Origin of the sequence: Hymenobacter aerilatus (assembly GCF_022921095.1) — a bacterium.
Taxonomy (GTDB): domain Bacteria; phylum Bacteroidota; class Bacteroidia; order Cytophagales; family Hymenobacteraceae; genus Hymenobacter; species Hymenobacter aerilatus.
Genome location: NZ_CP095053.1, coordinates 2,027,271 through 2,054,194, shown reverse-complemented (window position 1 = coordinate 2,054,194; position 26,924 = coordinate 2,027,271). Strand labels below are relative to the sequence as shown.

26 protein-coding genes are annotated in these 26,924 nt (G+C 54.7%); 24 read left to right on the top strand and 2 right to left on the bottom strand.

The genetic code is table 11. The annotated features are described in order from the left end of the window. Position 1: 1 nt before the first annotated feature. Genes MUN82_RS08720 through MUN82_RS08690 form a run of 8 tightly spaced genes read left to right on the top strand, consistent with a single transcriptional unit; the run spans position 2 to position 6,692 of the window. Entirely contained in the window at positions 2–565 is a 564-nt protein-coding gene (locus MUN82_RS08720; protein ID WP_245096709.1) for a head-tail connector protein, read from the top strand. After that, the gene (locus MUN82_RS08715) at positions 565–900 is read left to right on the top strand and encodes a phage head closure protein (protein ID WP_245096707.1); all 336 of its coding nucleotides are present in this window, start codon (positions 565–567) and stop codon (positions 898–900) included. Before MUN82_RS08720 ends, MUN82_RS08715 begins: the two co-directional genes overlap by 1 nt. Continuing rightward, a complete protein-coding gene (locus tag MUN82_RS22425; RefSeq protein WP_375374084.1) occupies positions 890–1,252 on the top strand; it encodes an HK97-gp10 family putative phage morphogenesis protein in 363 nt (120 codons plus the stop codon). Before MUN82_RS08715 ends, MUN82_RS22425 begins: the two co-directional genes overlap by 11 nt. Beyond that, positions 1,249–1,743, top strand: a complete 495-nt coding sequence (locus tag MUN82_RS08710) for a hypothetical protein (protein WP_245096705.1) — start codon at positions 1,249–1,251, stop codon at positions 1,741–1,743. The genes MUN82_RS22425 and MUN82_RS08710 overlap by 4 nt, the downstream gene beginning before the upstream one ends. A gap of 29 nt (positions 1,744–1,772) precedes the next feature. After that, a complete protein-coding gene (locus MUN82_RS08705; protein ID WP_245096704.1) occupies positions 1,773–2,192 on the top strand; it encodes a phage tail tube protein in 420 nt (139 codons plus the stop codon). A gap of 1 nt (position 2,193) precedes the next feature. Next, complete coding sequence (locus MUN82_RS08700) at positions 2,194–2,577, top strand: hypothetical protein (protein ID WP_245096702.1); 384 nt, start codon at positions 2,194–2,196, stop codon at positions 2,575–2,577. 32 nt (positions 2,578–2,609) lie between these two features. Further along, entirely contained in the window at positions 2,610–2,915 is a 306-nt protein-coding gene (locus tag MUN82_RS08695; protein ID WP_245096700.1) for a hypothetical protein, read from the top strand. Further along, positions 2,916–6,692: a phage tail tape measure protein gene (locus MUN82_RS08690; RefSeq protein WP_245096698.1), complete on the top strand. Its 3,777-nt coding sequence runs from the start codon at positions 2,916–2,918 to the stop codon at positions 6,690–6,692. Here the strand turns inward: MUN82_RS08690 and MUN82_RS08685 are convergent. Further along, positions 6,689–7,126, bottom strand: coding sequence for a hypothetical protein (locus tag MUN82_RS08685; protein WP_245096696.1), 438 nt, complete (start codon positions 7,124–7,126; stop codon positions 6,689–6,691). The genes MUN82_RS08690 and MUN82_RS08685 overlap by 4 nt on opposite strands. 82 nt (positions 7,127–7,208) lie before the next feature. Here MUN82_RS08685 and MUN82_RS08680 point away from each other — a divergent pair, with 82 nt between their 5' ends. The 10 genes from MUN82_RS08680 (at position 7,209) to MUN82_RS08635 (ending at position 23,707) form a co-directional block, all read left to right on the top strand. Continuing rightward, on the top strand, positions 7,209–10,358 hold the full coding sequence (locus MUN82_RS08680; RefSeq protein ID WP_245096695.1) for a hypothetical protein: 3,150 nt from the start codon (positions 7,209–7,211) through the stop codon (positions 10,356–10,358). A 59-nt stretch (positions 10,359–10,417) separates the two neighbouring features. Continuing rightward, positions 10,418–11,578, top strand: coding sequence for a hypothetical protein (locus tag MUN82_RS08675; protein ID WP_245096693.1), 1,161 nt, complete (start codon positions 10,418–10,420; stop codon positions 11,576–11,578). 3 nt (positions 11,579–11,581) lie between these two features. Then, positions 11,582–13,828 (top strand): collagen-like domain-containing protein, encoded by a 2,247-nt coding sequence (locus MUN82_RS22375; protein ID WP_311136433.1) that lies wholly within the window; start codon positions 11,582–11,584, stop codon positions 13,826–13,828. Beyond that, a complete protein-coding gene (locus MUN82_RS08665; RefSeq protein WP_245096691.1) occupies positions 13,825–14,991 on the top strand; it encodes a hypothetical protein in 1,167 nt (388 codons plus the stop codon). The genes MUN82_RS22375 and MUN82_RS08665 overlap by 4 nt, the downstream gene beginning before the upstream one ends. 2 nt (positions 14,992–14,993) lie before the next feature. Further along, on the top strand, positions 14,994–17,399 hold the full coding sequence (locus MUN82_RS08660) for a glycoside hydrolase family protein (RefSeq protein ID WP_245096689.1): 2,406 nt from the start codon (positions 14,994–14,996) through the stop codon (positions 17,397–17,399). Positions 17,400–17,662: 263 nt separating this feature from the next. Then, a complete protein-coding gene (locus MUN82_RS08655) occupies positions 17,663–17,881 on the top strand; it encodes a hypothetical protein (protein WP_245096688.1) in 219 nt (72 codons plus the stop codon). A gap of 5 nt (positions 17,882–17,886) precedes the next feature. After that, the gene (locus tag MUN82_RS08650) at positions 17,887–18,474 is read left to right on the top strand and encodes a hypothetical protein (RefSeq protein WP_245096686.1); all 588 of its coding nucleotides are present in this window, start codon (positions 17,887–17,889) and stop codon (positions 18,472–18,474) included. A 3-nt stretch (positions 18,475–18,477) separates the two neighbouring features. Beyond that, a complete protein-coding gene (locus MUN82_RS08645; RefSeq protein WP_245096684.1) occupies positions 18,478–21,666 on the top strand; it encodes a hypothetical protein in 3,189 nt (1,062 codons plus the stop codon). Between the two features lie 67 nt (positions 21,667–21,733). Beyond that, a complete protein-coding gene (locus MUN82_RS08640) occupies positions 21,734–23,092 on the top strand; it encodes a hypothetical protein (protein WP_245096682.1) in 1,359 nt (452 codons plus the stop codon). A gap of 33 nt (positions 23,093–23,125) precedes the next feature. Beyond that, complete coding sequence (locus tag MUN82_RS08635; protein WP_245096681.1) at positions 23,126–23,707, top strand: hypothetical protein; 582 nt, start codon at positions 23,126–23,128, stop codon at positions 23,705–23,707. 44 nt (positions 23,708–23,751) lie between these two features. On the opposite strand, the gene MUN82_RS08630 is transcribed toward MUN82_RS08635, so the two are convergent. Beyond that, positions 23,752–23,910 carry a hypothetical protein gene (locus MUN82_RS08630; RefSeq protein ID WP_245096680.1) on the bottom strand — a complete coding sequence of 53 codons (159 nt, stop codon included), beginning with the start codon at positions 23,908–23,910 and terminating at the stop codon, positions 23,752–23,754. Positions 23,911–24,155: 245 nt separating this feature from the next. Between MUN82_RS08630 and MUN82_RS08625 the strand changes: the two genes are divergently transcribed. Genes MUN82_RS08625 through MUN82_RS08600 form a run of 6 tightly spaced genes read left to right on the top strand, consistent with a single transcriptional unit; the run spans position 24,156 to position 26,845 of the window. After that, a complete protein-coding gene (locus MUN82_RS08625; protein ID WP_245096679.1) occupies positions 24,156–24,629 on the top strand; it encodes a hypothetical protein in 474 nt (157 codons plus the stop codon). A 60-nt stretch (positions 24,630–24,689) separates the two neighbouring features. Further along, positions 24,690–24,971, top strand: coding sequence for a hypothetical protein (locus MUN82_RS08620; protein ID WP_245096677.1), 282 nt, complete (start codon positions 24,690–24,692; stop codon positions 24,969–24,971). Further along, positions 24,968–25,591, top strand: coding sequence for a hypothetical protein (locus MUN82_RS08615; RefSeq protein WP_245096675.1), 624 nt, complete (start codon positions 24,968–24,970; stop codon positions 25,589–25,591). The genes MUN82_RS08620 and MUN82_RS08615 overlap by 4 nt, the downstream gene beginning before the upstream one ends. Next, entirely contained in the window at positions 25,588–26,121 is a 534-nt protein-coding gene (locus MUN82_RS08610; protein ID WP_245096673.1) for a TIGR02594 family protein, read from the top strand. Before MUN82_RS08615 ends, MUN82_RS08610 begins: the two co-directional genes overlap by 4 nt. Further along, positions 26,118–26,312, top strand: coding sequence for a hypothetical protein (locus MUN82_RS08605; RefSeq protein WP_245096672.1), 195 nt, complete (start codon positions 26,118–26,120; stop codon positions 26,310–26,312). The genes MUN82_RS08610 and MUN82_RS08605 overlap by 4 nt, the downstream gene beginning before the upstream one ends. Continuing rightward, complete coding sequence (locus MUN82_RS08600) at positions 26,309–26,845, top strand: hypothetical protein (RefSeq protein WP_245096670.1); 537 nt, start codon at positions 26,309–26,311, stop codon at positions 26,843–26,845. The genes MUN82_RS08605 and MUN82_RS08600 overlap by 4 nt, the downstream gene beginning before the upstream one ends. Positions 26,846–26,924: the final 79 nt, after the last annotated feature.

The window sequence follows — 26,924 nt, the reverse complement described above, 5'->3', positions numbered from 1 at the left end:
GATGCCTACCACTGTCCCCATCTATTCGCCAGCCCCGCTTGTAGAGCCCGTCGGACTATCGGACCTCAAGGCGTGGGTGCGGGTAGATGGGGAGAGTGAGAATGGTATTCTAGCAATCTGCCTGCAAGGTGCCCGCGAAAAGGTGGAAGCCTATACGGGACGGTTCTTTGCCGGAGGGCAACGCGTAGAAATCACCTACGAGCTAGGCGAACCCTACGAGCTACCGCAAGGTGCTACGGTGGTGAGTGTACGTGGCTTCTTTACCACGCTAGAAGCGCTTGAGAACTGGAACCTGGAAGAATACCGGAAAGGCATCAGCATCAACCGGGAACTCCCCCTAAATGGTGCTTACGGAGCTTTTGCGCAGACCTACACGGTAACCGTTGATCTGCCCACGGATGCTGCCGAGCGGTGCCCAGCCGTGGTAAAAACGGCTATTCTGGAACTGGCTGCTGAGTGGTACCGCAACCGCGAAACCACACAAGTAGGCTCGGTGGCGTCAGAACTGCCCGTCTCCTACCGGGTGAAGCTGGCGGAGTTACGCCTAACCAACGTGCTGTTCTAATGGGACGCATCAACGCAGGCGACCTGAACGAACGGGTAACCAAGATCGGCCGGCCTGCCAGCGTAGACGACGGGCGGGGCGGGCAAAAGCCGGTAGGTCCTGGCGTAGAAACTCAATGGTGGGTGAAGCTACGGGCCTTGCGTGGGTCAGAAGCAGTTCGGTTAGGGCAACCCTTGGGAACCACCATGTACGAAGTAACAGCCCGCTATGAGGCTCATTTTACGACCAAGGATAGAATACGCACCCAGAATGGCCGGACGCTGAACGTGGTAGCCGTCTTACCCGACGGACGCAAGGAATACGACGTGTTAACGTGCATTGACAGTGGCCAGTAACCTACAAGTCGGTGTAGATGGTCAGCAGTTAAACGGGCTGCTCAACAAGATCAAACTCTTACTCCCCTCTACCCGAGCGGCGGCGCGAGAAGTCGTAGCGGAAACGCTCCTTCTCATTGAATCCGACGCCAAAGAATTAGCCCCCGTGGATACGGGTAGACTCCGGTCAAGTATCCACACTGAAATCAGTTCCAACGGCCTGTCGGGGGTGGTCGGAACAAACGTGAGTTATGCGCCTTTCGTGGAGCTGGGCACGACGCGGCAACGCGCACAGCCTTTCCTTTTCCCGGCGTACGAAGCTAACCGGCAACGCTTTCTAGACAATCTAAAGTCTCGCGCTAACCTGAAATGAACCCGCTTAAACACCTTATTCCTACCCTCTACACGACGCTAACGGTTCCGCCGCTGGTGTACGATGGTGTGGATATCAAGGTGTACGAGCACCCCGATTCAGAACTACGGGAGCACTACGTCTTTCTGCAACAGCCCACCTTCGCCCCTACTGCTGGTTCCACTGGTTGCAGGGCCTGGGAGTGCACGGCCCTAATCGATGTGATTACCCAATTCCCAGCCGACCAGCTCTCGAGCGAACCAGCCGACGAACTAGCCGATCAGATTACCAATCGACTCGATAACGTAGCCTTGCCCATGCCTGCGGGCTGGCAGTGCGGGCGTGGTATTACGCTGCTAGGCTCTGAATTACGCGAGGATAACGGCGAACTGCGAGCGGTTCGACGACTACTCCGCTACCGCTGGTCGGTGTACTACCACGGTGGCACTTACCTACAACCGCTACCACCCGTGTACGCGGCCCCAACGGGGCGTTACCGGGCTGTCTCTTAAACATTTCTCACTCCTTATACCCCTAGCGAATGGCTTCTATCATCAACGCCACAGATGTGGTAACCTACATCGGAGATACCGTAGTAGGGTGCGCCCAATCAATGGATGTTACGGTTGCCCGTACAATTGACCCGGCTACTTGTTCTTCTTCGGGCGGGTGGGCGCAAGGCTCCCCTGGCGAACGGAGCTGGTCCGGTTCTATTGGCGCTATTGCCCGCGTCTTCCCTACTGCTGAAGAAGCGGCCAACATCTCCTACAAAGACATGCTTTCTACCTTGGTAGACGGCACGGAGGTAGACTTTGAATTCACCCTTGGCGGCGAACAGGGCGAACGCTACGGCGGTAAAGCCTACTTGTCTAACCTTGCCCTGAGCAAGCCCGAAACGGGCACTGTTACCTGGACGGCTGACTTCACGGGTAACGGCCCTTATGGCTTAATCACTGCGTAGTATGGTACATCTAGCAATTCGCGGGGAAGGCTCGATGCTGATTGGCGGGGAGCAACGCCCCTACCATTGGGGGACACTTCAGTCCAGAATCTTTTGTGAGAACCGGGGTGTAGAACTTTCCGGTTACCAAGAGGCGGTCAGTGAACTAACCGGGGCAGGCGGTCTAAAAGACTCGGTACTGATTGTAGACTTAGTGCATTCCGCTTTGGCGGCTGGCGCGGAACTACACGATTTGCCCTTTGAGTACACACCTAAGAAAGTGTCGTTCTGGGTGGACGAAGCAGCTCAAACCACCCCCGAAGAAATTGCCAAATTCTTCCAAACCGCTCGCGACCTAGCCACCACGGCACCGGGAAAAGCGAAGGGGCCGAAGGAACAGAAGTAGCGCCCAGCGCCCCTCCTACATGGAGGGGCGTTATGGCGTACGCTGCGCAAGCCGGCCTCCGGCCCTGGGAGTTTTGGCGCATGACGTGGCCCGACTACGAGCACGCGGTGCTTGGGTATCAAAACAAGCAAGAGCAGGAAATTCGTCGCCTCCGAGAGTTGGGGGCGTGGGTGTTTCAAGCCAACGGCACGAAGACCAAAACCGGCAAAGAAATACAAGGCGCAATGCTATGGCCCTTGCCGACCGACCGGGCTACTTCAGAGAAAACAGAAAGCAACGATGCGTTTTTAAAGCGCATGGCGGCTATGAATTACTTTAAACGCCCTACCACTACCTAAATGGATTTAGGAGCCCTGAATGTTGCCATTGGTGCCGATTTAAGCGGGCTAGAGTCTGGGTTGAATGTAGCCGCTACCCGCGTACAAAGCTTTGCCAGCACGGCCAACAAAGCAGCGACAGACGCGGCAGGCTCCTTATCGGGCGTCGGCACGGCCGCTGCTACTATTGGTTCCCGTGTAGCTGGAGGGCTGAATGAAGCCGATAAGGCAATGGGGCGCTACATTGATGCACAGGGCAAGATGCGCGATGCCAACGGGCGCTGGGTAAGCTCGTCCACTCTAGCAGCGGAAGCCGCGAAGAACGTCGGGGGCGCTGCGGCAACGGCCGGGAATGGATTCAAAGGATTAGCCGCCGGTGCGGGCAATGCCGCGGATACCATCAACGGCAAGTTGATTGCGGCCTTTAAAGCAGGTGACGCAGCGGCCAAAGGGCTGAAAGATGGGGTTGGTCGGTTAGGGGATGGCTTAAAAGACGTAGGGCAGGCGGCTTCGATTGGAATTAGTGCGCCCATTACCTTAGCCTTTGGGCTGGCGGGCAAGGCGGCAGTAGATTTTGAATCGGCTTTTGCCGGGGTAAAGAAAACACTTGATACTACTGGGTTAAGTGCCGCGCAAACAGAATCCGAGTATGCTCGTCTGAGCGCCGGCATCCGACAACTAGCCACGGAAATACCAGCCGCAGCCACTGAGATAGCCAAAGTAGCAGAAGCCGCCGGGCAACTTGGCATCAAACGCGAGAACGTGCTGGATTTCACCAAGACCATGATTGATCTTGGCAACAGCACGAACCTCAGTTCCGATCAAGCCGCCACGGCGTTAGCCCGACTGGCTAATATTACCCAGCTCCCCCAAACCCAGTTTAGTAACCTGGGCTCCGCGGTAGTCGCATTGGGGAACAACTTTGCAACCACTGAATCAGAGATTGTTGAAATCGCTGGACGCTTAGCCGGGGCAGGTAAGCAGATTAATCTAACAGAAGCCGATATTCTGGCGTTTGGCACGGCACTGAGTAGCTTAGGCATCAATGCCGAAGCCGGAGGTACTGCGTTAAGCACGGTCTTCAAACGCATTCAATTAGCGGTTGAGAACGGGGGTAGTGATCTGAATAAGTTCGCCAAGGTAGCGGGCGTGAGTGCCGATGCATTCGCCAAGAGCTTCCGCACCAACGCGGCCGGCGCCATCGTAGACTTCACCGAGGGGTTAGGGCGAATTAAAGACCAGGGCGGCTCTACGCTTAAAACCCTAGCAGATTTAGAGCTAAATGATATTCGCGTATCCGACTCGCTGTTGCGTTTGGCAGGGTCGGGCGACGTGGCCCGTCGGGCAATTGAGTTATCGGGTAAAGCATTCTCCGACAATACCGCCCTTGCCAAAGAAGCCGGGCAACGCTACGAAACAACTGCGAGCCAGATACAGATAGCGAAAAACCGTCTGACCGAATTAGGAATAACAGTTGGCAATCAACTGCTTCCCCTCTTAAAAGGCTTCTCTGCGACGGTAGGAGCCATTACGGGAGCACTGAATAACATGTCGCCAGCCGCCGCGAAAACGGTGTTGGTGGTCGGTGGGTTGGTGGCAGCTATTGGGCCACTGGCATTTGGATTGGGTAGTATTATTTCTTTATTAGCCCCAGGCGGCGCACTCATTGTTGGATTAGAAGCATTAGGTGCCGCTGTGACCGTTGCTACTGGCCCTATTGGCTTAGCAGTAGCTGCCGTAGCCGCACTCGCGGCGGGCTTGGTTTATCTGTCCAACAGCAGCGAACGCACGCTACGGTCGTATCAGGACCAGAAGACAGCCACTCAAGAACTTACGACTTCGGTTGAGCCACTGCTTGCCCGCTACGAGGAACTGCAAAGCAAAACTGCACTCACGGCCGGGGAGCAAGCAGAGCTAGAGACCATCATCCAAAAAGTCACGACGGCCATTCCTAGTGCCCGCGGAGAGATAGATGCGTACGGGAAGACGCTTTCGCTTAATACGAAGCGCACCCGTGAGTTCATTGCCGCGCAACAGCAGTTAACGGTAAGTTCTGCCCGGCAATCTATTGAAAGCGAAACAGAGGAACTGCAAAAACGCGAAAAAGTACTGCGCACACTACGGGAACGCCAAGAGATTTATAATAGAACCGGCAAAGTATTCGTCACCAGCGGTGGGCGGGCTTTCTACTCCGACCAAACGGATGACATCGTAACGTTTCAAAAGGAGTTGGTAAACGCTACCAAGGCGTTTGACGAGCAAAAGAACGTCGTCACCGACTTGCGCCGTACGCTAGGAGACTTCAGTAGTGCAGGGGTGCAAATTAGCAGCGTCATCAATCCAGCAATAGGAGGCTTAACCAAAGGCTTTTTGGGATTAGGAGCCGCTGCCACTACTGGGTTGAATGCCGTAAAAGGGGCTGCTGATAAAACCGGGAAAGCGCTGGTTACACTCAAAGAACTAGAAGAACAACTTAAAGCCGCCTTAGAACAACGCTACAACGACAAGCTAGCAGGGAAAGACCTGACGGCTGATGATGCGTTGATTAAACGCCTACGCGCTCAAATAGCAGAATTCAAGCAACTTCCAAACACCGCTAAGAAAGCCCTAAGCGAAGTAGAACGAGCCTTTAAGCAACTACGCGACAACCTGCGTGGGTTGGACGGACAAGTGAAGCTTGGAATCGTATCAGAAGGCGTTGAGGAAACCACCAAGCGCATTGCCATCCTGGAAACCGGGCTGTCTCGACTCGCGAAGGTGGGCGTCACCAGCGCGAACAGGGCCTTTGCCTCGTTCACGCAGCAACTTGTTACGCTCCGTCAATCGCTTGATACCGGATTCGATCAGCTAGATGGCGGGAAGATTTTTGAAGGGCTACGGATGCCCCGTACGGTCAAGGATACATTGGATAGAGATATTCAGAATATCCTTGGGGACTATAAAAGCCAGCCGCTTGACTTGCCTGTCCGGTTGAATTTCGCAAGTATGCGAGGCGGCGGGGAAGGCTTAGCGCTCACCAACGAAACGATAACACTTAACAAAGCCCTTGCTGAAGCGGCGCAAGGAAGTGTCGATTTCGGAGCAACTTTCGATTACACAGGGGCTAAGATCGCCGCTGTAAGCGCGTCGCTTGCCAATCTAAGGGCGCAAGGTATTGACCCCACCACCGTCGGCTTTGTGGAGTCTGCTGATGGGACGGGGGTGTATCTGCGCAATATAAGCGAAGTAGGAGAGGGCGTAGAGTCCTTAACGGATAAGTTTAAGCGTCTGACTGAACAACAAGCCCTAGTCGAAACCTTTAAGTTCGGGGTAGCTTCTGCGCTCTCAGGTATTGCAGACTCGATTGGGGAAGCGTTTGGCGCTATCGTTACGGGTAGTGCTACAATTGGTGATGGCTTGCAGTTTGTCTTTGGGTCTATCATCTCCGCTATTGGAGATTTTATGAAAACCTTCGGGCAGCAACTCATTGCGATTGGTATTGCCAAGCTTGCCCTAGATAACCTGTTTAAATCTGGCGCCGCGGGCGGTATCGCAGCTATTGCCGCTGGCATAGGGCTTGTAGCCCTTGGGGGGGTCGTTTCGGCAGTAGGCAAGCAAGCTGCTGGGCAACTCGGTTCTATTACCGGAGCTGGTTCGGCGGGGACAGGGCCCGCCGCAGTAGCGGCCCCCAAACCAGCGGATTTCCCTAAATCACAAGCATTGAAAGTAGAAGTTGATTTAAAATCAAGTGATGATGCGTCGTCCGTGCTTACAAAGCTGCTGCGAGTCGATCAATATAGGACTCTACGCAAAGCCTAACGCGTGCTGTATTGCAGGGTAGGGGAGTAGGATTCGGCTACTTCCTGTGCCCGCAAAAAACATTGCTTGTCTTGTGTCAGATTACTTTTTGTCCACTGCATCGGTGAACTGATGGTTTGCAGTCCAACCTTTACTTGATATTGCCCTGTAATTTCTACCGTGTTTTTAGCAACGACATGGTATAGAAACACGGCTGGCGACAACTGCCCGTAGGCTCGTGGGGCGGTGTCAAAATAGCCTAGCGTCGTATCCATTCGCTCAATACCAAATCCTTGCTGCACAAATACTTTTGCGATGCGCTGTAAAGATTGCCCAGCAGACCCAGTGAATGGTACACTGATAACGGTAGCCCCTTTGAATGGCGTCGCAGACGTAGTTTGCCCAATAGCATATGTATTTGATAAGATACACGCTAAAAGTAGAATATTTTTCATACCGCCAATATACACAACCACTAGCCAACAAGTTGCGCCGGGCCTTCCCCGAACCCCTAGCCTCCTCTGTTAGCTTCGCAGCATGGCCTTTCCTGTCTACGAGCGGCGGTTGCTCACCTCTACCAGCGTCGAGACCGCGCCGGGGCAGTACCGCGTTACCCGCATCTACTACAATCCTGTTATTCATGCCTCGGAAACAGAGGTAGTGGATAGCTTCCAACTGGAAACGCACCAGATTGAAGACAACACGGTCTTAGACGAATACTGCGAAGGCTCGACCTACGTGCTGCGCTACAGCCAAGGCGGGCAGGCAGAACGCATTGACAACCCTAACCACGGTAGTTGTCCCATAGCGGGCGTCTGTGACCTGCGTCTAGAAACGTTCGGGACGAATACGACGGATGATCCTGCTTTCGGTAGTTTATTCTTTACCGCCTCTACCAGCAACGGACCGGCTAGTTTTTCTATAACGGTTGCCGGGGTAAGCTATGTCGTCGGGCAAGTAGGAGACACGCCGAATTACACGTATTCCATTCCAACAGAAGGCGTGTATCAGTTCGTGTTCAAGAAAGCCCCGGCTGGAAGATATCGGTGCGCGGTGCAGGACGCGGCCACCTGCCAAGTGATTTCGGAGGAAGTTCGGATTTTTGGACCGGGTGAAACCGACAACCAGCCGGCCGACCCGACGCGAGAGCCTGCCAAGTGGCTCAAATACTTCCTTTTTGAAGAGTTTATAACGGATGACCGCGGCGAAAACGGCCGCACGATTTACGTTGCCAGGGGCACCGCCTATGATTTCGCTACCCGTGACGCCTACGACGTTGCCTACCAAACCGACCCGGCCTACCCAGCCGCCTACTCGCGTCCTACCACAGAAATCGTAGACGCGTATTACCTGCCTGATGGTATCACGTATCGGCGGCTCTATCACGACGGGAATTACAGACTACGGGTTGAAGATACGATTGCCACAACGCCTAGCACAGCCGGGGAACTGCGTCTACTCAACCTCATCAAAACCGATATTGATTCAGTACTGGAGCGACTAGGCGACGTGTGGGTAGAAGCCGATTCGCCCGCGTTGCCGTTGTCGTTTACAGAAGAAAGTACAGGTGAAACAAATACCACCGGGCAGTTTGATAACCTCCCGGCCGGGCAGCATACTGTGCGCGTTCAAGATGCGGCCGGTAGAAGTATTGAAGCCAAGTTTACCATTGAGGACCGCTACCGGGTGCGGTGGCGACTGGAAGCGGATGACCTGTTCAGTACTTCCTTACGAGTTGAAATAGAACAACAGGATTGGGCGGGTGGGGTAACGAGCGTATGCGGGGCAGCGAGCCCAGCGCAACGCTCCTACGCTGAAACCGGCAGTTCGCCCGATGGCATCTTACCCGAAGCCATTGGCTCGGGTGTGACCCTGCGGCTCAGAACCAGCCAAGTGCGGCAGTTCGTGGATATTGTCACCAAGCACGACCGCTTCCACCGTGTTAGTGTCTACCGGGCGGATATTCTGGTATTCAGAGGCTTCGTGGACCCAAGCACCTACCAAGAACCACTATTAGGCATAGGCCAGGAAGTTAGCTTTGACGCCAACGATGGGCTAGGAGCGTTAGCCGATACAGAGTTTTTAAATCACATCGGGGAGGATATGCTCGGACGCCGGCCGCTGCTGGCGACGGTACTGCACTGTTTGTCTCGGTGTGACGTAAACCTTCCGTTATACAACGCCGACAACCTACGCGACGTGCTGATGGGCGAAGACGCCGACCCCCTAGCCGAGACGTGGGGCTGGCGCACAGCGTACTACGAGCAGGGGAAGACGGTTGATTGCCGGACGGTGCTCAATAGCATTCTACGCCGGAGTAATTGTCTACTGGTGCAAAGAATGGGCGCGTGGTGGATTGTGAGCCTGAACGAAGTCGAACAAGAATATGATTTTCGCGCCTTTCACCCGAATGGCCTTCCCGCCCCGCTTCCAGATAGGCCGTTGCCCCGCCACGTCGTGCCTCCCCAAGAGGAAGACGAGTTTTCCGCGTACTGGCTGGATGAGAACCAATCCGTGAGTATCGTCGGCTCTGCCAAAGTGGTGCAAGCCACCGTGCAAAGGCAATTTGTCGAAAATCAGTTAGAAAATGGCACGTTTCAACTGTGGAACCCGACCAATACCCAACCAATTAACTGGACAGTCGAAGACGCGGTAAGCACAGGAAATTTCTTCTTTGCCGGAGTGCGGCGCGTGTCGTCAGGTAAGGCCGGGCAGTACGCGCTTGCCTTGTATGCTGACGCCTACCGGGCACCTGCTTCGGCGGGGTTGCTCTCGCCCCCCATGCCCCACCAGCCGGACCCAAACGAGGCGCGTACGGTGCTCCGGTTACGGGCAAAAGTAGAAGCCCCCGTGGAAGTGGATGGGCAGCCGAAACCCAAACCTAACTTCGTGCGGTTGCGGTTTGAAGTCTTGGATGGAGGCGCCCCAGTATTACCTTACCTGACGTTCTCTTTTTCCAGCGAAGACAAAGAGGTAACAGTAGAGCAGTTTATTCCCTTTGGCTTAGTAGCCGATACCATTCGCGTTCGTTTACTCCCTCCCCAACTACTCGATAATGGCACGCTAGAACCCGTCCCGGTTACGGGTAATGGGCAATATCCGATTATCACGATTTACGAAATTGGGCTGCAAATCCGGCCCAACGAAGTCTTCTTTGAGGACACGGAAACCCAGTTTGCGGTAAACGAGAACGGGTTTTTACTACTGCCCACCGTAGAACTCGTGCATGATGATCTGCCTCGGTTCCAGTTTGACAATGGTAATTTCGCGCCGGTTCGCGGCATGGACGTGCAGGCGTGGCGCCATGCGTTGACCTTAGCCGATGGGCGGGCCACGACGAGTTGGAGTAGACCCGGTACTCGTCGGGCGGCGGGCCTGTTGGAAACCGCTGCCTTAGACCGGTTGGAACTACGAACGTTTCCGGGGGAAGTGTTAACAGGAACGCTGCGAGGTCGTACACTCTGGCAGTGGGGTATTGGGCTGGTAGTGGATGCGGTGTTTGACGCCGACGGCAAGTATGTCGTGGTAGGGTATGCGCTGGATGAGCACGAGGCCGAGGCTTCTATTGCGCTGCGAAAACTAGGTAGTGGTCGGTTCGGGCAGCCTACCACCCTCTTCACTCGACTAAGCAGCACAGGCGATCGGCGGGTAACGGCCGACGGGCGATACCGGATACCAGTGGACTAGCCAACAACTTGCGGTCTTTCTAGGGCAAGACCAACAGGCTGTGCGGGTAGTTTCGCCCCATGCCAGAAGCACAGGGAGTTTACATACGCGACCTAGACGCAGCCACCACTATTGCGCAGTTGCTGGCTGGGAATTACGAATTTGAACAGCAGCAAGCCAACGGCGCTTTCAAGTCACTTAAGGTAAGCCCAGGGCTGTTATTGCAGTTCGTCGGAGCCTACTTAGCTGGGCCAAACAACCGCCGCGACCTACTGAAAGCGGTGCCAGATGAAGCCGGACGCACGGCACTGGCAACAGACCTATTGTGCCTAAATACCACCTGTTACGTTGAATCTCCAGCGGCAATCTACCGGCTGCAACGTGACGCCACCGGACCACTCTCGGTCTTTCAGGATGGCTCGTTTTCAGGAGGAAAGGTAGCGGCGCGGTGGGTGCCGGTGGTAGTAGGAGGTGGAGAAGCAACGCCTTTCACTATTACCCCCACCGTATCCGACGGCGGTATCCAAGCTGGTACTACTTATACAAATGTTACCTCAGAAGACCTGTGGCGACTCAAGTTAGAGTTGTTTCAAGCTCCGTCTTTCAACAACTCGCTTCGCGTACAAGGCGCTGACAGTGCTACCTACAAAGTAGGCACACAGTTCCCGCAAGGATTCAAATCGGTTACGTGGTCTACCAGTAATTCAGGAAATGTTCAAGCCAATAGCTTGACGTTCCGTGATGTAACTGGCAACACAGTATTAGCCAGCGCAGAAGCCAACGATGGCACCTTATCCGCTAGCACAACCGCGTTTACCATTACCAAAGGCGTTACCCGCGTTTTCCTGCTCAGTGGGCTGGATACGAAGGGCAACGCCTTTTTTGATGATGTAACCTATAGCGGGCTGTTTGCCAGCACCTTCGGCTACCTCTCCACCCAAAATCCAACGTTCGCACAACTCCTAAACCTGGGCAATGAGCGCCTGCAAGATGGGCGTAGCCGCACCATCGGTGGAGTAATGGCAGGAACTGGATTGTACACGGTCTATGCGTGGGAAGACAATGCAGGTAATGATGATGTAGCCCAAATCCTACAGGATGGAGTGGACAGCATCCGGGGAGCTTTTCGTGAAGTACGCCGCCTGAGCGGTCAAAATGAGCTGGGAGCCGCCGTCACGATGGCCTACATCGTGTCTAACGCCACACAGGCTTTCACAAACTCCACCTTAGAATTTAAATAGGTCATGGCAGTTAAGAAGTCTGACGAATACCAGCATAATAACCCAAACAACGCGTTTGTTGACAGCAACTTCTTGCGCGGTGGTCGCCGGGTCGTAGCCAACCGTGCCGAACTATACGCCCTGGCTTCTAAAGCTGACCAGATCAAAGAGAACGTTACCGTTGTTCGGGTACTGTCGGATAGCGTCAATGCCGGACAAGCAGTTGACTTGCTTCTTGTCTCGCTGGCAAACGTAGCGTCTCCCGCTGGCTGGGTTCTTTCTGCTGGTGGTGGTGCAGGTACACAAGGCCCGCAAGGCGAAGTCGGCCCGCAAGGACCACAGGGCATCCAAGGACCCATTGGCCCACAGGGAATAGCAGGGCCACAAGGAGCGCAAGGCGAACCCGGCGAGCAAGGCCCGATTGGCCCCGCTGGGGAAGATGGCACTTCGGTAACCATCAAAGGCAGTGTGGCCAACGCCGCTGCCTTGCCGACTACGCTAGGGCCAAGTAACGCAGGCGACGGCTACATTACGCAGGACGACGGGCACCTGCACGTATGGTCAGGTGCTGAATTTAATGACGTAGGGCTTGTACGCGGCCCGAAAGGCGAGCAAGGAGTACCCGGCCCCCAAGGGTTAAAGGGAGATACGGGCGCACAAGGCGCTACCGGCCCCAAAGGGGACACTGGTGCACAGGGTGCTACCGGTGCGCAGGGGGTACAAGGCTTAACCGGACCCAAAGGTGACACGGGTAGCCAAGGCCCTGCCGGGGCTACTGGCCCCAAAGGCGATACAGGCGCGCAAGGTATTCAGGGCGTCGCTGGCCCCGCTGGCCCTAAAGGAGACACGGGTGCGACAGGGGTACAAGGCGCAACTGGCCCGAAAGGCGATACCGGCGCAACCGGGCCACAAGGCCCCGCAGGGCCACAAGGTCCGGCTGGTCCTCCCGGCGCAAGTGGGACTGGCGACGGTGGGTTGTTGTACCCAAGCCCTGGGCAGAACACAGACGGGGCAATGACCCAAAAGGCTACCACCGACCTCAACACCGTTACCCTTAGCCAAATTGCCATCAAGCCCTTCACGCGAGGGGCTGATGTCGGAGCCGGACCCGACTTCGAATACTACTTCAAAGGCGCGCTGTACAGCTACAACGGAGCCTATTCCGCCGTTACCACCGACCCCGACCAAGACAGCCGGGCGACCCTTACGCGTCGGTTCATCCTGCCCACGGATACCTTCGGGGCGAACCTGTATGCCTTCCCCACCGATGGTAGTACCATTACAGTTAAAAAGGATGATGTTGTATTCTCAGGATTAAAAGCCTTCAAAAGCAGGTCGGCTGGGAATCGTACCGCTCTGCCAGTAGCTGGGGCTTTGTGGGAGTTGCTGTTTGATGCGACGCAGATCACACCGGAGCAACAAGCCGCGCTAACGGGCACCTCCGGGGAACCCGTCGGAGAAGACAACCCGTTCGTGGATAGCCAAGACCCGCGGTTGGCGGCGTTCTTCCGCGTCGTCAATCGTAGCTCCTACCAAGTACAGCTCAGCGACAGCCTCTCGGCGCCGATGCTGGCCAATTCGATTACCAACCCGATTCTTAGTCGGGCGCGCCTGACCTATTTACCAGATGGATTTATCTCCAACAACGGGGCATGGTTTGATGGGTTGGGGGCTATTTTCGTCAACCAGACCTCAACCGTTGGCCTCGCTGGGGCGGACAATCGGCTGCTAAATTTCACAGCGTTTGGCGCGTATAAAATCGTATCCCTCTACCAGACAACAGACGAAAGCCAGGCAGCGCTAGTAGAGAAGGTGCGCAGTCAGAACGGCACGCTTGAGGTGCAGGCGGGGGCTATCCTGATTGTACGCAACTCGCTGCTAGCGAACTACACCTATGCGACTGGCAGCACCAATGGCTACGGCACGCTGATTTTAGAGGGTAGCACCGACGAGTGCGACATCACCGGTATTACTTATCCGGCGGGCCTCAATGTGATTGACCGGCGTAGTGAAGGCGGTAATGGCACCCCGGCTGATTCCTTCGACCCCTACGACCTGACCACGGCCAAAGCCAATCAAGTGATTGCCGATTACGCGTCGGCCGGCGGGCCGTTCGTGGAAACCGACGAAGCCTATTACGATACAGAATTCACCGACGACTACACCTCCCCAGGGGACGAATTTCAATACCGGTGTACCCCTTCCCGACCGGTAACAAGTGATGGGCAGACCGTGTGGAAGTGGCGTCGTTACCTAGAAGCTGGCGTATGAGACCGTTCCTAGAAAAGAAAATAGCGGCACAAGTAGCCCCCGTACTCGGGCAGTCACTTACGCAATCCGGCACCCTGCCTTCTGTAGCCCCCGAAATGACGAATGAGGGGCTGCGAACTACGCTATTGCAGCAACTTGCCACCAACCAAGACCTCTACCAGCGCTTACTAGCGGCAAACCAAATGATGGTAGAGATGGGGCAATTAGTAGCCACCATTCTAGGGGGCGACCACGTAGCAGCCTCGCTTGTTCAGTTGGTGAACGAGATGGACGCCAACCTAAAAAGCGACAAAGCCACCGCGGCGGATGTGCTTTTGGTAAAGAATCAGCTTACCAGCGTACTGAGCCAACTACTGCAAAAAGCCGACGTGGCTGACCTCGCCGCAAAAGCCAACGCCACTACCGTACAGGCTATCAGCACCAAGCTCAATACCACGGCCGACGGGCTAACAAGTGTACAAAACACGCTGCCTACGCTGGCTACGACTTCGGCCCTTACCACGGCTACCAGTACAGTGCAGAGTGCTGTAGACACGCAAAAAGCAAGAGTAGACACGCTGGTAAGTACCACTGTCCCCGCGGTACAGTCGGCTATTGATACGCAGAAGGGAAGGGTTGATACGATTGTCACGACGACTGTTCCGGCGCTGCAAACCGACGTAAACAAGCGCCTGCTACGCGAAGGCGACACGGCCACTGGGCAAATTAAAGGACCGGTAGCCGATGCTTCTGCAACGGGCAAAACCGCCTACCCTCGGTTTGAACAGGTGCTAGGAGGAATTAACCAACCTGCCCGTATTGCGCAAAATGTGGGCAGCACCTCAGTAGCACTCGACCCGCTCACGGATACCACCGGGCTCAACCGGAAGGTGATGCCGGTGAACGTGATTTTTCTACTGAGTGAGATGCCGCCCGCCTCGTTGCTGGGCTCGATTACGCTGAAAATCGGCACGACAGCCGGGGGGAGTGATGTGTACTCAAAAAGCGTGTCCACCTCGATTCTATTGGGACTCCTCAACAAGCTCACGGCCGAACTCCCTACCACTGCCTTGCAGCTCAACCCCGGTACCATCCTCTATGCCACGGCAACGCCCTCGTCTGGGACGAACGCCGGGAAATGGGTGGCCTATGTTCTCTCCGTCTTCATTCCGAATGCTTCCTAAGTATGGCTACTAGAACTCCTGTTATTAATACGAATCTGGTGCTAGAGCCGTGGGGAGGTGGTGGTGGCCTTACGGTTGCTTTCCAGCGCACCTCACCTGCCATTGCCTCAGAAGGACAGCAAGTAGCTTGGACTAGCACTGCCAGTGGTGGTACGGCCCCCTACACGCATATCATAACCGCGAAAAACACGAACACACAAGTCGTACAGACAATTGGCGGGCCAACGCAAGGCGCTACGTATACTGGATTTACCACGGCGCTTGCCGCAGGTGGTTATGAATTGCGCAGCACGGTTACGGACGCAGCCGGTACGCAGAAGATTTCGCCAGTGCGGAATGTCACGGTGCAGGCAGTAGTTACTGGGCCACAAGGCATCGCCGCTAATTTTCCGACCGACGCGCTAGTCTACTATTCGTTCGACCCAGTACCTGAAAAATTCCGCATGTTCGCCGGCAACCTGGGCAGTATGCGCCACATACCAGAGGCAACGTACACCGCTGGCGCAGAAATGGACGGAAGAAGTCTGCGCGACCCTTACGTCGTGGAAAGGAATGGAGTGCAGCGCATGGTACACACACGCCTGATCCGCGACCCGAACAGCACCTACCATGAATATTACAATAACTCGCCAACCGTTGCCCTTGCCACTGCTACCAATGGCAAGGACTTCACCTTTCTCAAGCTGCTGACGGTAAGCGACAATCCGAAAGCGACTACGTGGAGTCCTAAGATTATTACCATAAGCGGCCAGGATTATATTATCTGCGCTATTTCGACGGTGGATAATCCGAACCAGGACAACAATGTAAATATGTTGTTTAAGCCGGTTGTGATTCCGGTAAGTGGCCTGTTTTCGGATAATCCAACCACTGGAACGCCAATCGAGATTACTGGTTCGGCCATCCCAGAAAATATTATCGACCCGCATATTGTGCTACGCAATGGGGTATACCACCTGTTTTTCAAGGACGAAATTACGAAGTATCTCGTGCGTGTTACATCGTCGTCGCCTTTCTCTGGCTACAACACCGGAACCGGAAACTTGACTGCGTTAGGGCAAGGATTGGAAGGCAATTCCATCTACCAGTTCAACGGTCGCGATCTACTAATCTACGATAAGTACCAAACGAACGAAGGAGTGGCATATCGCGGCGTAGATAGCAGTGTTAGCGCGTTCGGCGGCTATACGCAGGAGTTTCTGCTATCTGTTGGCACCAATGGCGTATTACCGCGCCACGGTAGTTTGGTGGCTGCGGGGCGGCCGGAACTGATCGAGGTGCCGTATCTGCCACCGGCCAACAGTACCGCTGTGGCGCGTGCTACGTTCGTTGGTGCCAACGAAACCACAGAAAATGTGCAGCTCACCCTGCGCGGCCTGCTGTCAGCCGCTGTGGCGGAAAGCACGACCTATTCCATGCAATTCTACGACAGTGGAATCGCTGGTGGCAGCACCTTCCAAGATGCCAACAAGGACGGTGGCGTATACACATTCGTCGTGCCAGCTGGCGCCACTAGCGCAACAGGATTCGCCAACTCGCTCAAGCGCAAACGCGGTGCTGCGTTCACGGTTGGTTGGAGGCTCGTGAGCGTAAGCAACGCATCCGTAACACTCAGCACCACACTGGCAGACGTGCAAGGAGAGTACTTAGTTTCGCAGAATGGCGCGATGGGCAGTGGCCCAGTAACGAGCCAACCGCCCGGCACAACGGGCGCTACAACAGGTATGCGCTGGTCTGGACACGACGAAGACGACACAAAAACGCTGGTCGATGTATCGGTTCTGACAACACCGGCCTACGCACAAGCCTACTCGCTCCAGGTGCAATTCTACGACAGTGGAATCGCTGGTGGCAGCACCTTCCAAGATGCCAACAAGGACGGTGGTGTGGTGACGGTTTCCGTGCCCGCAAACACATCCAGCTTCGTACTATATGCCAACGTTGTGAAAAACAAGCGCGCAGTCTCGTACGAGGCGGGTTGGAAAATTATAAGCGTCAGCGACTCGGCGGTGAAAGTTGACGCGGTAACAGGCCAAGGCGCGTTCACGGTTGGCCCGAGCGGTGGTAGTTCAGCAAATCTGCCAGTCGTGAATGTGACCGGCTACAAAGACGCGCCTGCGAATGGCAAGCAGGTCGTGCACCTGACCTACACAGTCGACAAGCCTTTCGCGCAGGACACGACGATCTATATACAGGTCACCGATTCGCAGAACACCAACCAGTACCCAGAGCAGGCAGAGCCGGATGCAGATCTACTTGTTTTTCCCGCTGGCGTTACTACGTTTAGCAACACAGGTACGTACCCGCAGCTTGCTACGCCTTACAATTTCGTGCTGAAGCTGCGCACAAGCGCCGCCTATCGTTTTGGCGCGCAGGATAACGTTCTGTTGGTCATCGACCCACTGTAGTAGTTCAAATCACCTCCGTACAGTCCGTTGTGAATGAACATGACAGCTAAAATAGCCCAGCCCCGCAAGGCATTTATGTAGTCTAGCTTGCCTGTTAATGGTGCACCTATAGGAGTCGCGTGCTCGATAGGCAGAACAGAATGAGACATTACACGAATAAAAATGATGAAATAGGGCAAATATAATAGTACTGCTACAGCTGCCATACACCCCCAAGCCGCCTGCCACCCGCAGGCGGCTACCCCTAACACCACAACACCCAGATGGCCCTACTCACCACCCTCGCCGACAACGACTACCAGTCTCTTAGCCCAGTGCAAGAGGCTGGGAACCTGTCTTTTCTACTGGCAGAGTACGAGCGTCGGTATGGGGTAGTAGAGCCACCGGTTGACCCACCGACCACACAGGCCCCCACCGTCGATGCCAGCACGGGCCAGTTTACCGCCCCGAGCGGAATTTCTTACACAGTCTCTTATTCTTAAGAACGATGGCAACCAGAGAAGAAATAGCGCCTAAAATAGCGCAGCATATCAATGCCATTCTAGAACTGGCCTTGTCAGTGGACGCGCCGACGGCAGCACCTACTAGTGCAACGTTGGCTGCGATTGAGCTAGAAGCCCGTCCTGGTCTCGAAGACCGTAGCGCCGGGTGGAAGTTTGAAGGCATTGGCTACGACGGAAAGACAACGTTACTGGCTACTTCGCAGAAGGTCAAGAGCCGCGAAAAAACAAAGCTAGCCGTGAAGCCGGGAGTTTTTAAGGAGGTGAAGGCTACCTATCCGAAAGACTCCTACGGCAATATGAAACTTCGTTTTCTGGATGCCAACGGGCAAGTGCTCCCCGGTACGCCATCCGGCCCCGCTGGCTCCTACAATGGCAACAAGAACGCCACCTACGAGCAAGTGTTTACGCCGGATGCTGACAAGTTCTACGACGCGGCCAACGGCAACAGTGGAGTACTGACCTACACCTTCTCGCAAGTAGCTGCACCTGCGCCTACGCTTTCCGCTCCAATAGCCAAACCAGTTGCCACGGTTGACCCGACCACCGGCACTATCCTCGTCTCTTACAAGTAAGCTATGGCAACTCCTTTCGCGCCTCCGGCCAACGTAACAGAATCAGTTGACGAGAACGGCAACCTCGTGCAGTCGTGGCCCTTCCCCGACGACGCCACCACCATGTCCTACAAAGTAGCAGGTAGTGACGAAGTAAAAACGATTGCCATTCCTCAACGACCGGTAGGAACGTATCCACTCCCAAAAGCCGGGGCTGTAGCCGAAAGCATCAGCCTGAACGGCAAGATGGTGCGCGATATTGGCCCCGCCGCCGCCGTGAAAGGGCTGAATGCCGCTGCCTTGTGGGATGGACTAACGAATGATGTTGCCCTAGCAGCCGACGCACAGTACACGCAAGAAGGCATCACACACAGCCTGAAAGCAGAGTATGATGGTATACTCGGCAATTCTTCCTACGGTAAGGTAGCCCCCGAATTACACCATAGAGGCTACCGGTTTTACCGGGGCATGGTAGAAGCCAACGGGTACTACTGGTTGGTTAAAGAGTACGTGGAAGGCCCTTCGCCGTTGGTGAAGGTTCCAATAAACAATGTACAGGCCGCCTATGATGTGTTCCCGTTTTACTATGGGTCGGGTACTGGTTCTGATTACATCTGCACGGATGGCACGAGGGTATACTATACCCGCTGGGATAGATTAGGCGACCAACATCCTAATAGAACCTGGGTAGCAGCTTACGATACGACGACCAACCAATCATACTCGTTTACTTCTGGTAGCACGTACCGCCCGAACCACTCCAATACGGACGAAAGCGCAGCCTTTCTGCTGACGACCGACGACCCTACTAACTTCATTACCGGTCTAGCAGTACAGAGGACCGGCAATTTTCAAGTAGCCTCGTACGCGGCTAAAAACCAATATGTGGTAGCGAATAAGTTAACCGGGGTTGTGCTCAAGACAGTCTCGTTTACCTCTCCCAAAGAACTCCTGTTTGATCAAAACGACCACCTGTGGATTAACCAAGGAGATGTTCTAACCAGAGTAAGCCTAGCCGCCGATGGAACCCCGTCGGGCGCGCTGGCCACGGTATCGGTAACAGACGTGGTAGCTCTAACGATGCTACTAGGCTTGTTGGTGTTTGAAGAAGCCGGCAGCAAGCAACAAGTTCGGGCAGTGGACAGCAACGGTACTACCCAATGGGTACACGGCACGGTCGGCGGGCAACAGGCTTTTTCGCTCGTAATAGATGGGCGGTACTACTTTTCTGATGTATCGGGCAGCGTACACGAAGGGTTTCTGCTCGGCAGATCGGATGGTACACTGTGGGTTGGAGACTGTGGCAACAACCGGATAGAGTATCTGTCAGCTACCCGAACTAAACTTGATGAAATAGCCTACCAAGGGAACAGCTATAGTGGTGGCGTAGACTTGAACGACCCAACTAGGGTGTTCAACACCTGGAAAGAGTTTAAGCCAGACTATACTAAACCGGGCGCGCCGGCCAAGCTGCACCGCAATTGGGGGGCTAAGGCTCCTGCTTTACTGTTCGGGCTGCACAACCGCCGCCAAAATATTGAACTGGGGACTATCCTCGCGAACGTCGTAACCTTCCCGTCAGGTAGAACCTACGGTACGGCGCGCTACTATGCTGATGCCAGCACGAAAGGACTGTATGAGTTGACGGATGCTGGTCTAGTGCTGGTTAAAACCATCTCCGAACGTAAAACACTAGGCGCTGATGGCAGCCTTTATTTTGCTCAGAGCGCACTAAGCCCACTGCCAGGTACTATTCGGTACTTTAAAGAGTCGCTTACGTCCGACCCGCTAACGGGGAACCCAACGTGGGGCTTCTCCACGCAGATTGACTCCTACACCGGGATTACCGCCAACGACCCCGCCGACTTTTCAGGGTTCCCGCCGACGGATACCTACATCAAAACAGAGGACGGCACGCGCCCGGTCTTTCAATCGGGGCTTGTGCAACGCTCCCAAGACGGGCAGGAATACGGCACCACCGGCCCTCGTCTTGTAGGTGTCCCAGCCGGGCAGACAACCGCCGCGTGGAAAGCTGCTTACGGAACGGGGAAGTTCTACAAAGGCCCCTATCCTCGAAATGGCGCCTATCCCAATGGGAATAGAGCCATTGACCAAAACGGCAACCAGAACGGCCACAACAACGGCGTTGTTCGGACGCTGGGACCACTCATTATCTACAATAATCCAGGCGAAGGGGCCGACGACGCGCAATACAACTTCTTTAACGTGCACTATCAGCGCGGGCAATTCCTATTCACATTCGGCGTCAGCCAGCGCGAAGCCAACGAGGCGGGCCAGCGAATCGGCTACCCTGGCATGGCCGGGAACGTCTTAATGTTTGGCGTGGCTATTGACCCCACCAACCCAGATGTAGGATATATCTACCATTCGTCCGAAGGGGGGCCGTCCGGCACGATGCGGTGGAAGATTACCGGCTTACTTTCTATCTATCCTCGGAAGGCTCGGACGTTCAGCATTCAGAATGGGCTTGGGTTCAACAAGCCCAAACGAGAGGGTGTGGATATGCTAGCAGAGCCCAGCCGGTGGACTAGCAGCATACCGGAGTCCAGCAACTTCTATGTTGAATTAGGGACCCTCAACCCAGATAAGTTCGCTGGTAAATCACGCCTCATCTTCTCGCGCACCAACGCGGAACACATTGGCGACATTGGGCCTATCAACTCATCTACTTGGAGTGTAGAAGCTATTGTCACCTTCGACCGCAACAGCGGCAACGACGGCAATATTCAGGACAGCAATTCTGGTGGGCAGTACTACCAAGTGTGCGACGTGAACGGCAAGGTGTTGGCAAGATTCTACACCAAAAGCAACTTCTCCCCACCGCCTGCCAAAAGTGAGATTTGGGCCAACAATACCCTCTTACTACAGCAGAGCTACGACAACCCCGTCCCCCGCATTACCGACCGCAACCAACGGCTCATCATCAAGGCAGTAGACGGCCAACTATCGGTCTCCTACGCCGGGTATTCGGCCAACGTGAGCCCGTTGGAATCGGGTGCCTTGGTCAATCAACCCGCTACGCTCAGAATCACAAGTTGGGAGAAAGGCCAGGTACGGGACCGGATTATCGGGCTATTGGATGTACTGGTGAAAGGAGGAGGGCAACCTCCGGTAACACCGGGTGGTGTCACCTATACCGCTTTTGATGGAAGTGAGCAGAACCTAGACAACTACGAAATCATTCTCATCTAACATGGTCTATAGCAATCTAAAATCACGGTTCCCGAATGCTATAGCCGACGCTGGCAAAGGAATCGGCATGAGCGAAGCCGATTGGCGGGCGCTGGGGCCAAACTGCCAAGGCATTGTTCGCCGCCTAAAAGGGCTAGTGAATACCGCTCGTTCAGATGCGGGTATCTACGCCAATAAGAAATTCCAAGGGTACGCGGTCTTTATTCCAAACCCTTACTACGTAACGCTGGATACGTCGGGTATTCTACTCCCTCGGCAGCCGCGGCCGGCATTGAATGAGCTAGGCCCGCCTATCGTCATCAGTCAGCCAGGCACCTACACGATTAGCGCAGGGTCGGGTGTATCGAACAAGCCAGCGGTTGAAATCACGGCTCAGAATGGATTGGTAGATATTATTGGGGGGCATGTAGTGTCTGCCTCCGATGCATTCTTAAACAGAGGGTATTGCGAGGTGCGTATTCGCAATGTGTTTGGGTGGGGGTTGCCGCCCACGGTTGATGGTGTGACGCATGGCAAAGCAGTAAACGCCTTCCGCCCCCGCCTATTGACAGTAGAGAACTGTCAGTTTCAATCATTTGGGACCATGATTTTGGCCCAACAGCCCGATGATACCGCACGGGCTAGTACCCTCACGGTCAGCAAAACCATCCTCTACGATATAGACGGTCGCTTCAAGAACGGCACCAAGCCCAGTGAGAAATCCAACGGGGTGCAGTTCGATGGGCAGGTGAGCCGGCCGGGCATGTTGATTGAAGATAATTTCATTCAGAATCACCTGCCCGACACCACCGCCGAGGATAACTTCAATATCCACAACAGCTCCGGCACGGCGGCTAGCCCCGCTATTGTTCGCAATAATATAGTTGATCAAAGCTACGGGGCCTCTGGTTCTGGCATTACGACAGACGGAGACAAGGACAAGCAGGCCAACGCTGCTACGGCAGCCGCTTTCACAGAGGCATACGGCAATACATTTTTAGGTATTCGCAACGGCAGTCTGAACAACAGCGGCGGGCATGACAACGACTACCACGATAACGTTGTGGTGTGCGCCAATCTGCTGCCTGACGGTTCACCCCGGCCAGCTTCTACCTACGACTACAACGCAGGGGCAAGTATTTCCAACTCCACCAACGCCCCGGCCAGTGCTTTCTACAACAACCGCACCCGCAACAATCTGCTGTGCGTGAACCACTCTTACTACCACTTTGCCATCAACGGCCGGCATGATCTGGCAGGATTCGACTACGGCACCCAAAACCAGCCGTGGCGCACCAACATCATTCCGATTGATGATAATACCTACCTCGTAGGCGACCTGCCCAATGGAACCGCCAGCCGGGCAATGGAAACCCTGTGGAAGAACATTCACCTACAGCGGTGGGCACAACAAGGCATTAAGCTCGGACCACTGACCAACCGCTAATCTCTTACCTCTCTTACGCACCCCACCTATCCTGTGCTGCTAACTCTACTCCTACAAGCTACCCCAGACCCCGCTACTGTAGCGGCGGTTGCCCAGGCCATGCAGAAGCAGAGCGGGCAAACCACCGACCTGCTACGCGACTACGGGGCGCTGGTCAACTTACTCTACACTATTGTAATCGTGCTAGGGGTCATGCTGGTAGCCGTTGTCTACTACTCCTATACCAAAGTAGCCAACGTGGCTTCCGCCGTCGAAACCGCCGTGAAAGCCGCAGCCGCTCCCGCCAAAGAAGCCTACGAAAAGGCCCTGGCGGAAGCCAGCGAAAAGCACGCGCAAGAAATACGCGCCAACGAAACCCACGCACAGGCGCAAATGTCTGCGCAGGCCATTACCAATCAGCTCAACTTAGAAAGCCTGTCCAAGCAGTTAGAAGCCGAACGGGAAGACCGGCGAAAGCTAACCGAAACGGCCAACAATGCCTACCGGGAGATGAACGAAATCGTGGCACCCTTCACCCATTCCAATCACGCATTGGCCGGGCGAATGCACGACGTGGAAAAAGCACTGTTAGAATTTGGCACACAAGTACGGGCCTTTGCGACCAAATCTCCATGATGGCACAGCAGCTAGAAGCCTATGAGGCATTCAGCAATACCAAGTTAGAAGCCTTGCGTGTCGCCGCCGCCGTTGGGGCGGTCCTCCCACTCACAGTAGATGGAGAGGACCGCCCATTGGTGTTGCCGGGCGGGTTTCAATACCAACCCTTGGCGGGGTCGGTGGGCTTTATGTTGGCAAGGCTTCTGGCCCCAGCCGGGCATAGCTGCACTTCACTTCGGGGTATGTGCGGGGCGCACTCTCCCCGGTTTAGTGTACCGCAAGCCGTGCAGGTCGAGTTGCAGATTGGTGAACTCTTGTGGTGGCAGCAAACCCAGGGGGAAGCCTACCGGCTGATGAAGCCAGGCGACAGGGCAGATTTAGCCCCGCACGAAGAACATTCCTACCATGTCGTGGCGGACTGTCAACTCTACTCCATTTTCACCCCGGCTCTGTCGGACGCTATCGAATGAACCTGCAAGACCATTTGCCTTCTGTCTTATTTGGCCCGCATGGGACGGTGTATGCTATCCTGTTAGGGGCGGGGTTTATAGCTGTGTGGTTAGGCTTTACGGTGGTGTGGGGCATGACCCGCCCGCCGAACTCGCTTACTCGACTACTACTCAATACAGTGGCTCCGTTAGGCGACCCGCGCACCCCACGGGAGTTAAACAGCCGCCGGACGCTTACCTATCTGTTGATTCCTCTCTTTATAGGCATTCTGATACAGGGGTTCTTCTTCACTTCGGGGCCGGTTAAATTTAGTGAAGACCAGATACGGGTAATTGATGCCATAGCCGCCTTGCTGGTTGCTCTGGTCGGGCTGGGTACCTATAGAGCCGTAAAGGCTAACAGCCCGCCCGAAACGCAAATTAACACGGAAAATACTACGCTGAACGGGCCGAATAATGTATCGGTTGGCGGCGAAGAAAATATGAGATAAATATTTGATAATCAACGGATTAAACTTGTTTTAGTGGTTGAGTTTTCGTATCTTTTGAGTATGGAAACGCTCTATAAATGGCTAGGATTCGGGTTGTTTTGGCTTGCTGTGACTGTGGCGCTTACAGTGTTTTGGCTGTGGGCTATCCCGAAGATTCAATCTTACGATTGGTGGCTATGGATACAGACCTACATTTTCCGCCGCCCGCGCCTCTTTAAAGATTTGGACCACATTGAGCGAATGCTCTACATCATACACAGAGCTAAGCGCCTGCCAACCTGGAAGCGAAACCTACTTGCCTACACTATTTATCGAAGCCGCCGCAAAGGCTTAACCATATGAAATACCTAGCCTACCTACTCTCTTTCTGCTTACTCCTTAGTAGTTGTAGTGCAGAAAAACGTGCACTACAAAAGGCAAAGAAAGCCCCGGTATCTACGACCTATGACCTGCCACGACCCGCCAAAGGAGACACCGCCCGCATAACCGTTACCCCACCGCCGCGCACGGCAGTAGGAGGTATTATTAGTGCCGTAACCGGGCGCGACAAGCCCACCGTTACGCCAGCGGGCAACATCATCCTGCCGAAAAAGAACTACGGCAGCATCAGCATTAGTACGGGTTCTGGTTCGTCCTCTGCCAGTGTAGCCGGTAAGAAAGCCGCCGCCGCCGTAGGAGAGGGGGCCACGACGACTAGCATAGGAAAGGTCAAGGCTCCTACAGCAGTAGGGGATAGCAACCAACTCAGTACGGCCGGTAAGAATGGCATTGTAGGAGACGGAAATACGGTCACCACTAAAGAGGCTGCGGGCTGGAAGGTGTATGCCTTTTGGGCACTAGTCGTAGGGGGTGCTCTGGTTGGCTGGTACTTCTTAGCGCCGGTTATCGCTTGGCTACCGAGTCGGGAAAGACTACTAGGCTGGGCTGGGTATGGCAAGAAGAAAAACGATACAACAGCATGATTACACTACCGAACCGCTACAGCTACTTGCTGCGTGAAAACGCCCCGAAGGTGCTGGTTGAGGCTTTAAAGCTATTCGGCACCCGCGAAATAGTAGGCCCGCTGCACAGCCTGGAAATCCTAAAGTGGGCGAAAGAGTTGGGGATGCAGCGCGAATACACAGCCGACGAAATCCCTTGGTGCGGGCTATTCGTGGGCGTGGTAGTCGAGCGGGCGGACTACAACCTAGTGCCCATTCTGCTACGGGCTAAGCAATGGCTCAAGTGGGGCAACCCGGTTCCGGAACCCATGCTGGGAGACGTAGTAGTCTTCACCCGAGTAGGGGGCGGGCACGTTGGGTTCTACGTCGGCGAGGACGCTACGCATCTGCACATTTTAGGGGGTAATCAGAACAACAGCGTGAGTATAGCCCGCTTCCCCAAGTCCGCCGCTGTAGGCTACCGTCGTTCGCCGTGGCGCATTGGGCAGCCGGCCAACGTGCGCAAGATTCACCTCTCTTCTACTGGCATTCTAAACCCTTCTGTTGTATGAAACACTTTCCTTCTGAGGCTAAATGGGCTATCTGCCTACTCTCTTTAATGGGTGTAGTAACCGGTGTGATAGCCGCCAACGACTATATTAAATACAAAGAACTAGGGAGTGCCATCTTCCCGGCTATCTGCTTTGGATTGGCAGGGCTGGGGTATGTGATTACGTATGTAAAGTATAAGAAGCGGGTATGAGAAGCTACACCGTAAAGAAAGGCAAGCACGACGACGGCTCTTTCAATTGGCCCTGGTGCGGTAAGGCTTCTATAGGTAGAAGCGTCATCTTTACCCCAAGCTGCGAGTACGAAAGCCAAGCCTATAATGCCGACGACGTAAACAAGCTGTTCGGCATCTCCTTTGGCTTTTCAGGCCCGCATAAGAACTCCGCTCGGTTCGGGTGGCGTTGGTCCAAGTCTGCACAGTGTATTGAGCTACTCGCCTACGTCTACGTGAACGGCCAACGGAATTGGGATAAACAGATGCGCTTCCCAGTGGTGGCACAGGTGAAGATAGGCCAGCGGGTAGACTGCCGGATTAACTACCACACCGAGTTTGCCGCGCCGTGCTTCTCCTTTACGGTGCGCGAGCATGAGACGAATAAGGTAATAGCCGCGAAGTTTGAAGATGCGCCGGGCAAGCTACCGAGCTACGGCTTAACGCATGGACTGTATTTCGGTGGTGCGTTGGTTAGTCCACACGACATCACAGTAGAAATGGAAGCCCTATGAGGAGGCATCAACGTTTCGGCTTTGTGTATTGGTGCCGTAAATAGTAGGCTATCTACCAGGCTGATAGATGGTTTTCTTC

Excerpts from the sequence above, each read along its gene's own strand:
- MUN82_RS08700 (WP_245096702.1), top strand. The coding sequence starts at position 2,194 with ATGGTACATCTAGCAATTCGCGGGGAAGGCTCGATGCTGATTGGCGGG.
- MUN82_RS08630 (WP_245096680.1), bottom strand. The coding sequence starts at position 23,910 with ATGCCCGGCTGGGGCCAGAAGCCTTGCCAACATAAAGCCCACCGACCC.
- MUN82_RS08600 (WP_245096670.1), top strand. The coding sequence starts at position 26,309 with ATGAGAAGCTACACCGTAAAGAAAGGCAAGCACGACGACGGCTCTTTC.
- MUN82_RS08665 (WP_245096691.1), top strand. The coding sequence starts at position 13,825 with ATGAGACCGTTCCTAGAAAAGAAAATAGCGGCACAAGTAGCCCCCGTA.
- MUN82_RS08680 (WP_245096695.1), top strand. The coding sequence starts at position 7,209 with ATGGCCTTTCCTGTCTACGAGCGGCGGTTGCTCACCTCTACCAGCGTC.
- MUN82_RS08605 (WP_245096672.1), top strand. The coding sequence starts at position 26,118 with ATGAAACACTTTCCTTCTGAGGCTAAATGGGCTATCTGCCTACTCTCT.
- MUN82_RS08660 (WP_245096689.1), top strand. The coding sequence starts at position 14,994 with ATGGCTACTAGAACTCCTGTTATTAATACGAATCTGGTGCTAGAGCCG.
- MUN82_RS08675 (WP_245096693.1), top strand. The coding sequence starts at position 10,418 with ATGCCAGAAGCACAGGGAGTTTACATACGCGACCTAGACGCAGCCACC.
- MUN82_RS08615 (WP_245096675.1), top strand. The coding sequence starts at position 24,968 with ATGAAATACCTAGCCTACCTACTCTCTTTCTGCTTACTCCTTAGTAGT.
- MUN82_RS08640 (WP_245096682.1), top strand. The coding sequence starts at position 21,734 with ATGAGCGAAGCCGATTGGCGGGCGCTGGGGCCAAACTGCCAAGGCATT.
- MUN82_RS08720 (WP_245096709.1), top strand. The coding sequence starts at position 2 with ATGCCTACCACTGTCCCCATCTATTCGCCAGCCCCGCTTGTAGAGCCC.
- MUN82_RS08655 (WP_245096688.1), top strand. The coding sequence starts at position 17,663 with ATGGCCCTACTCACCACCCTCGCCGACAACGACTACCAGTCTCTTAGC.
- MUN82_RS08705 (WP_245096704.1), top strand. The coding sequence starts at position 1,773 with ATGGCTTCTATCATCAACGCCACAGATGTGGTAACCTACATCGGAGAT.
- MUN82_RS08685 (WP_245096696.1), bottom strand. The coding sequence starts at position 7,126 with ATGAAAAATATTCTACTTTTAGCGTGTATCTTATCAAATACATATGCT.
- MUN82_RS08645 (WP_245096684.1), top strand. The coding sequence starts at position 18,478 with ATGGCAACTCCTTTCGCGCCTCCGGCCAACGTAACAGAATCAGTTGAC.
- MUN82_RS08710 (WP_245096705.1), top strand. The coding sequence starts at position 1,249 with ATGAACCCGCTTAAACACCTTATTCCTACCCTCTACACGACGCTAACG.
- MUN82_RS08715 (WP_245096707.1), top strand. The coding sequence starts at position 565 with ATGGGACGCATCAACGCAGGCGACCTGAACGAACGGGTAACCAAGATC.
- MUN82_RS08650 (WP_245096686.1), top strand. The coding sequence starts at position 17,887 with ATGGCAACCAGAGAAGAAATAGCGCCTAAAATAGCGCAGCATATCAAT.
- MUN82_RS08625 (WP_245096679.1), top strand. The coding sequence starts at position 24,156 with ATGAACCTGCAAGACCATTTGCCTTCTGTCTTATTTGGCCCGCATGGG.
- MUN82_RS08695 (WP_245096700.1), top strand. The coding sequence starts at position 2,610 with ATGGCGTACGCTGCGCAAGCCGGCCTCCGGCCCTGGGAGTTTTGGCGC.
- MUN82_RS22375 (WP_311136433.1), top strand. The coding sequence starts at position 11,582 with ATGGCAGTTAAGAAGTCTGACGAATACCAGCATAATAACCCAAACAAC.
- MUN82_RS08690 (WP_245096698.1), top strand. The coding sequence starts at position 2,916 with ATGGATTTAGGAGCCCTGAATGTTGCCATTGGTGCCGATTTAAGCGGG.
- MUN82_RS08610 (WP_245096673.1), top strand. The coding sequence starts at position 25,588 with ATGATTACACTACCGAACCGCTACAGCTACTTGCTGCGTGAAAACGCC.
- MUN82_RS08620 (WP_245096677.1), top strand. The coding sequence starts at position 24,690 with ATGGAAACGCTCTATAAATGGCTAGGATTCGGGTTGTTTTGGCTTGCT.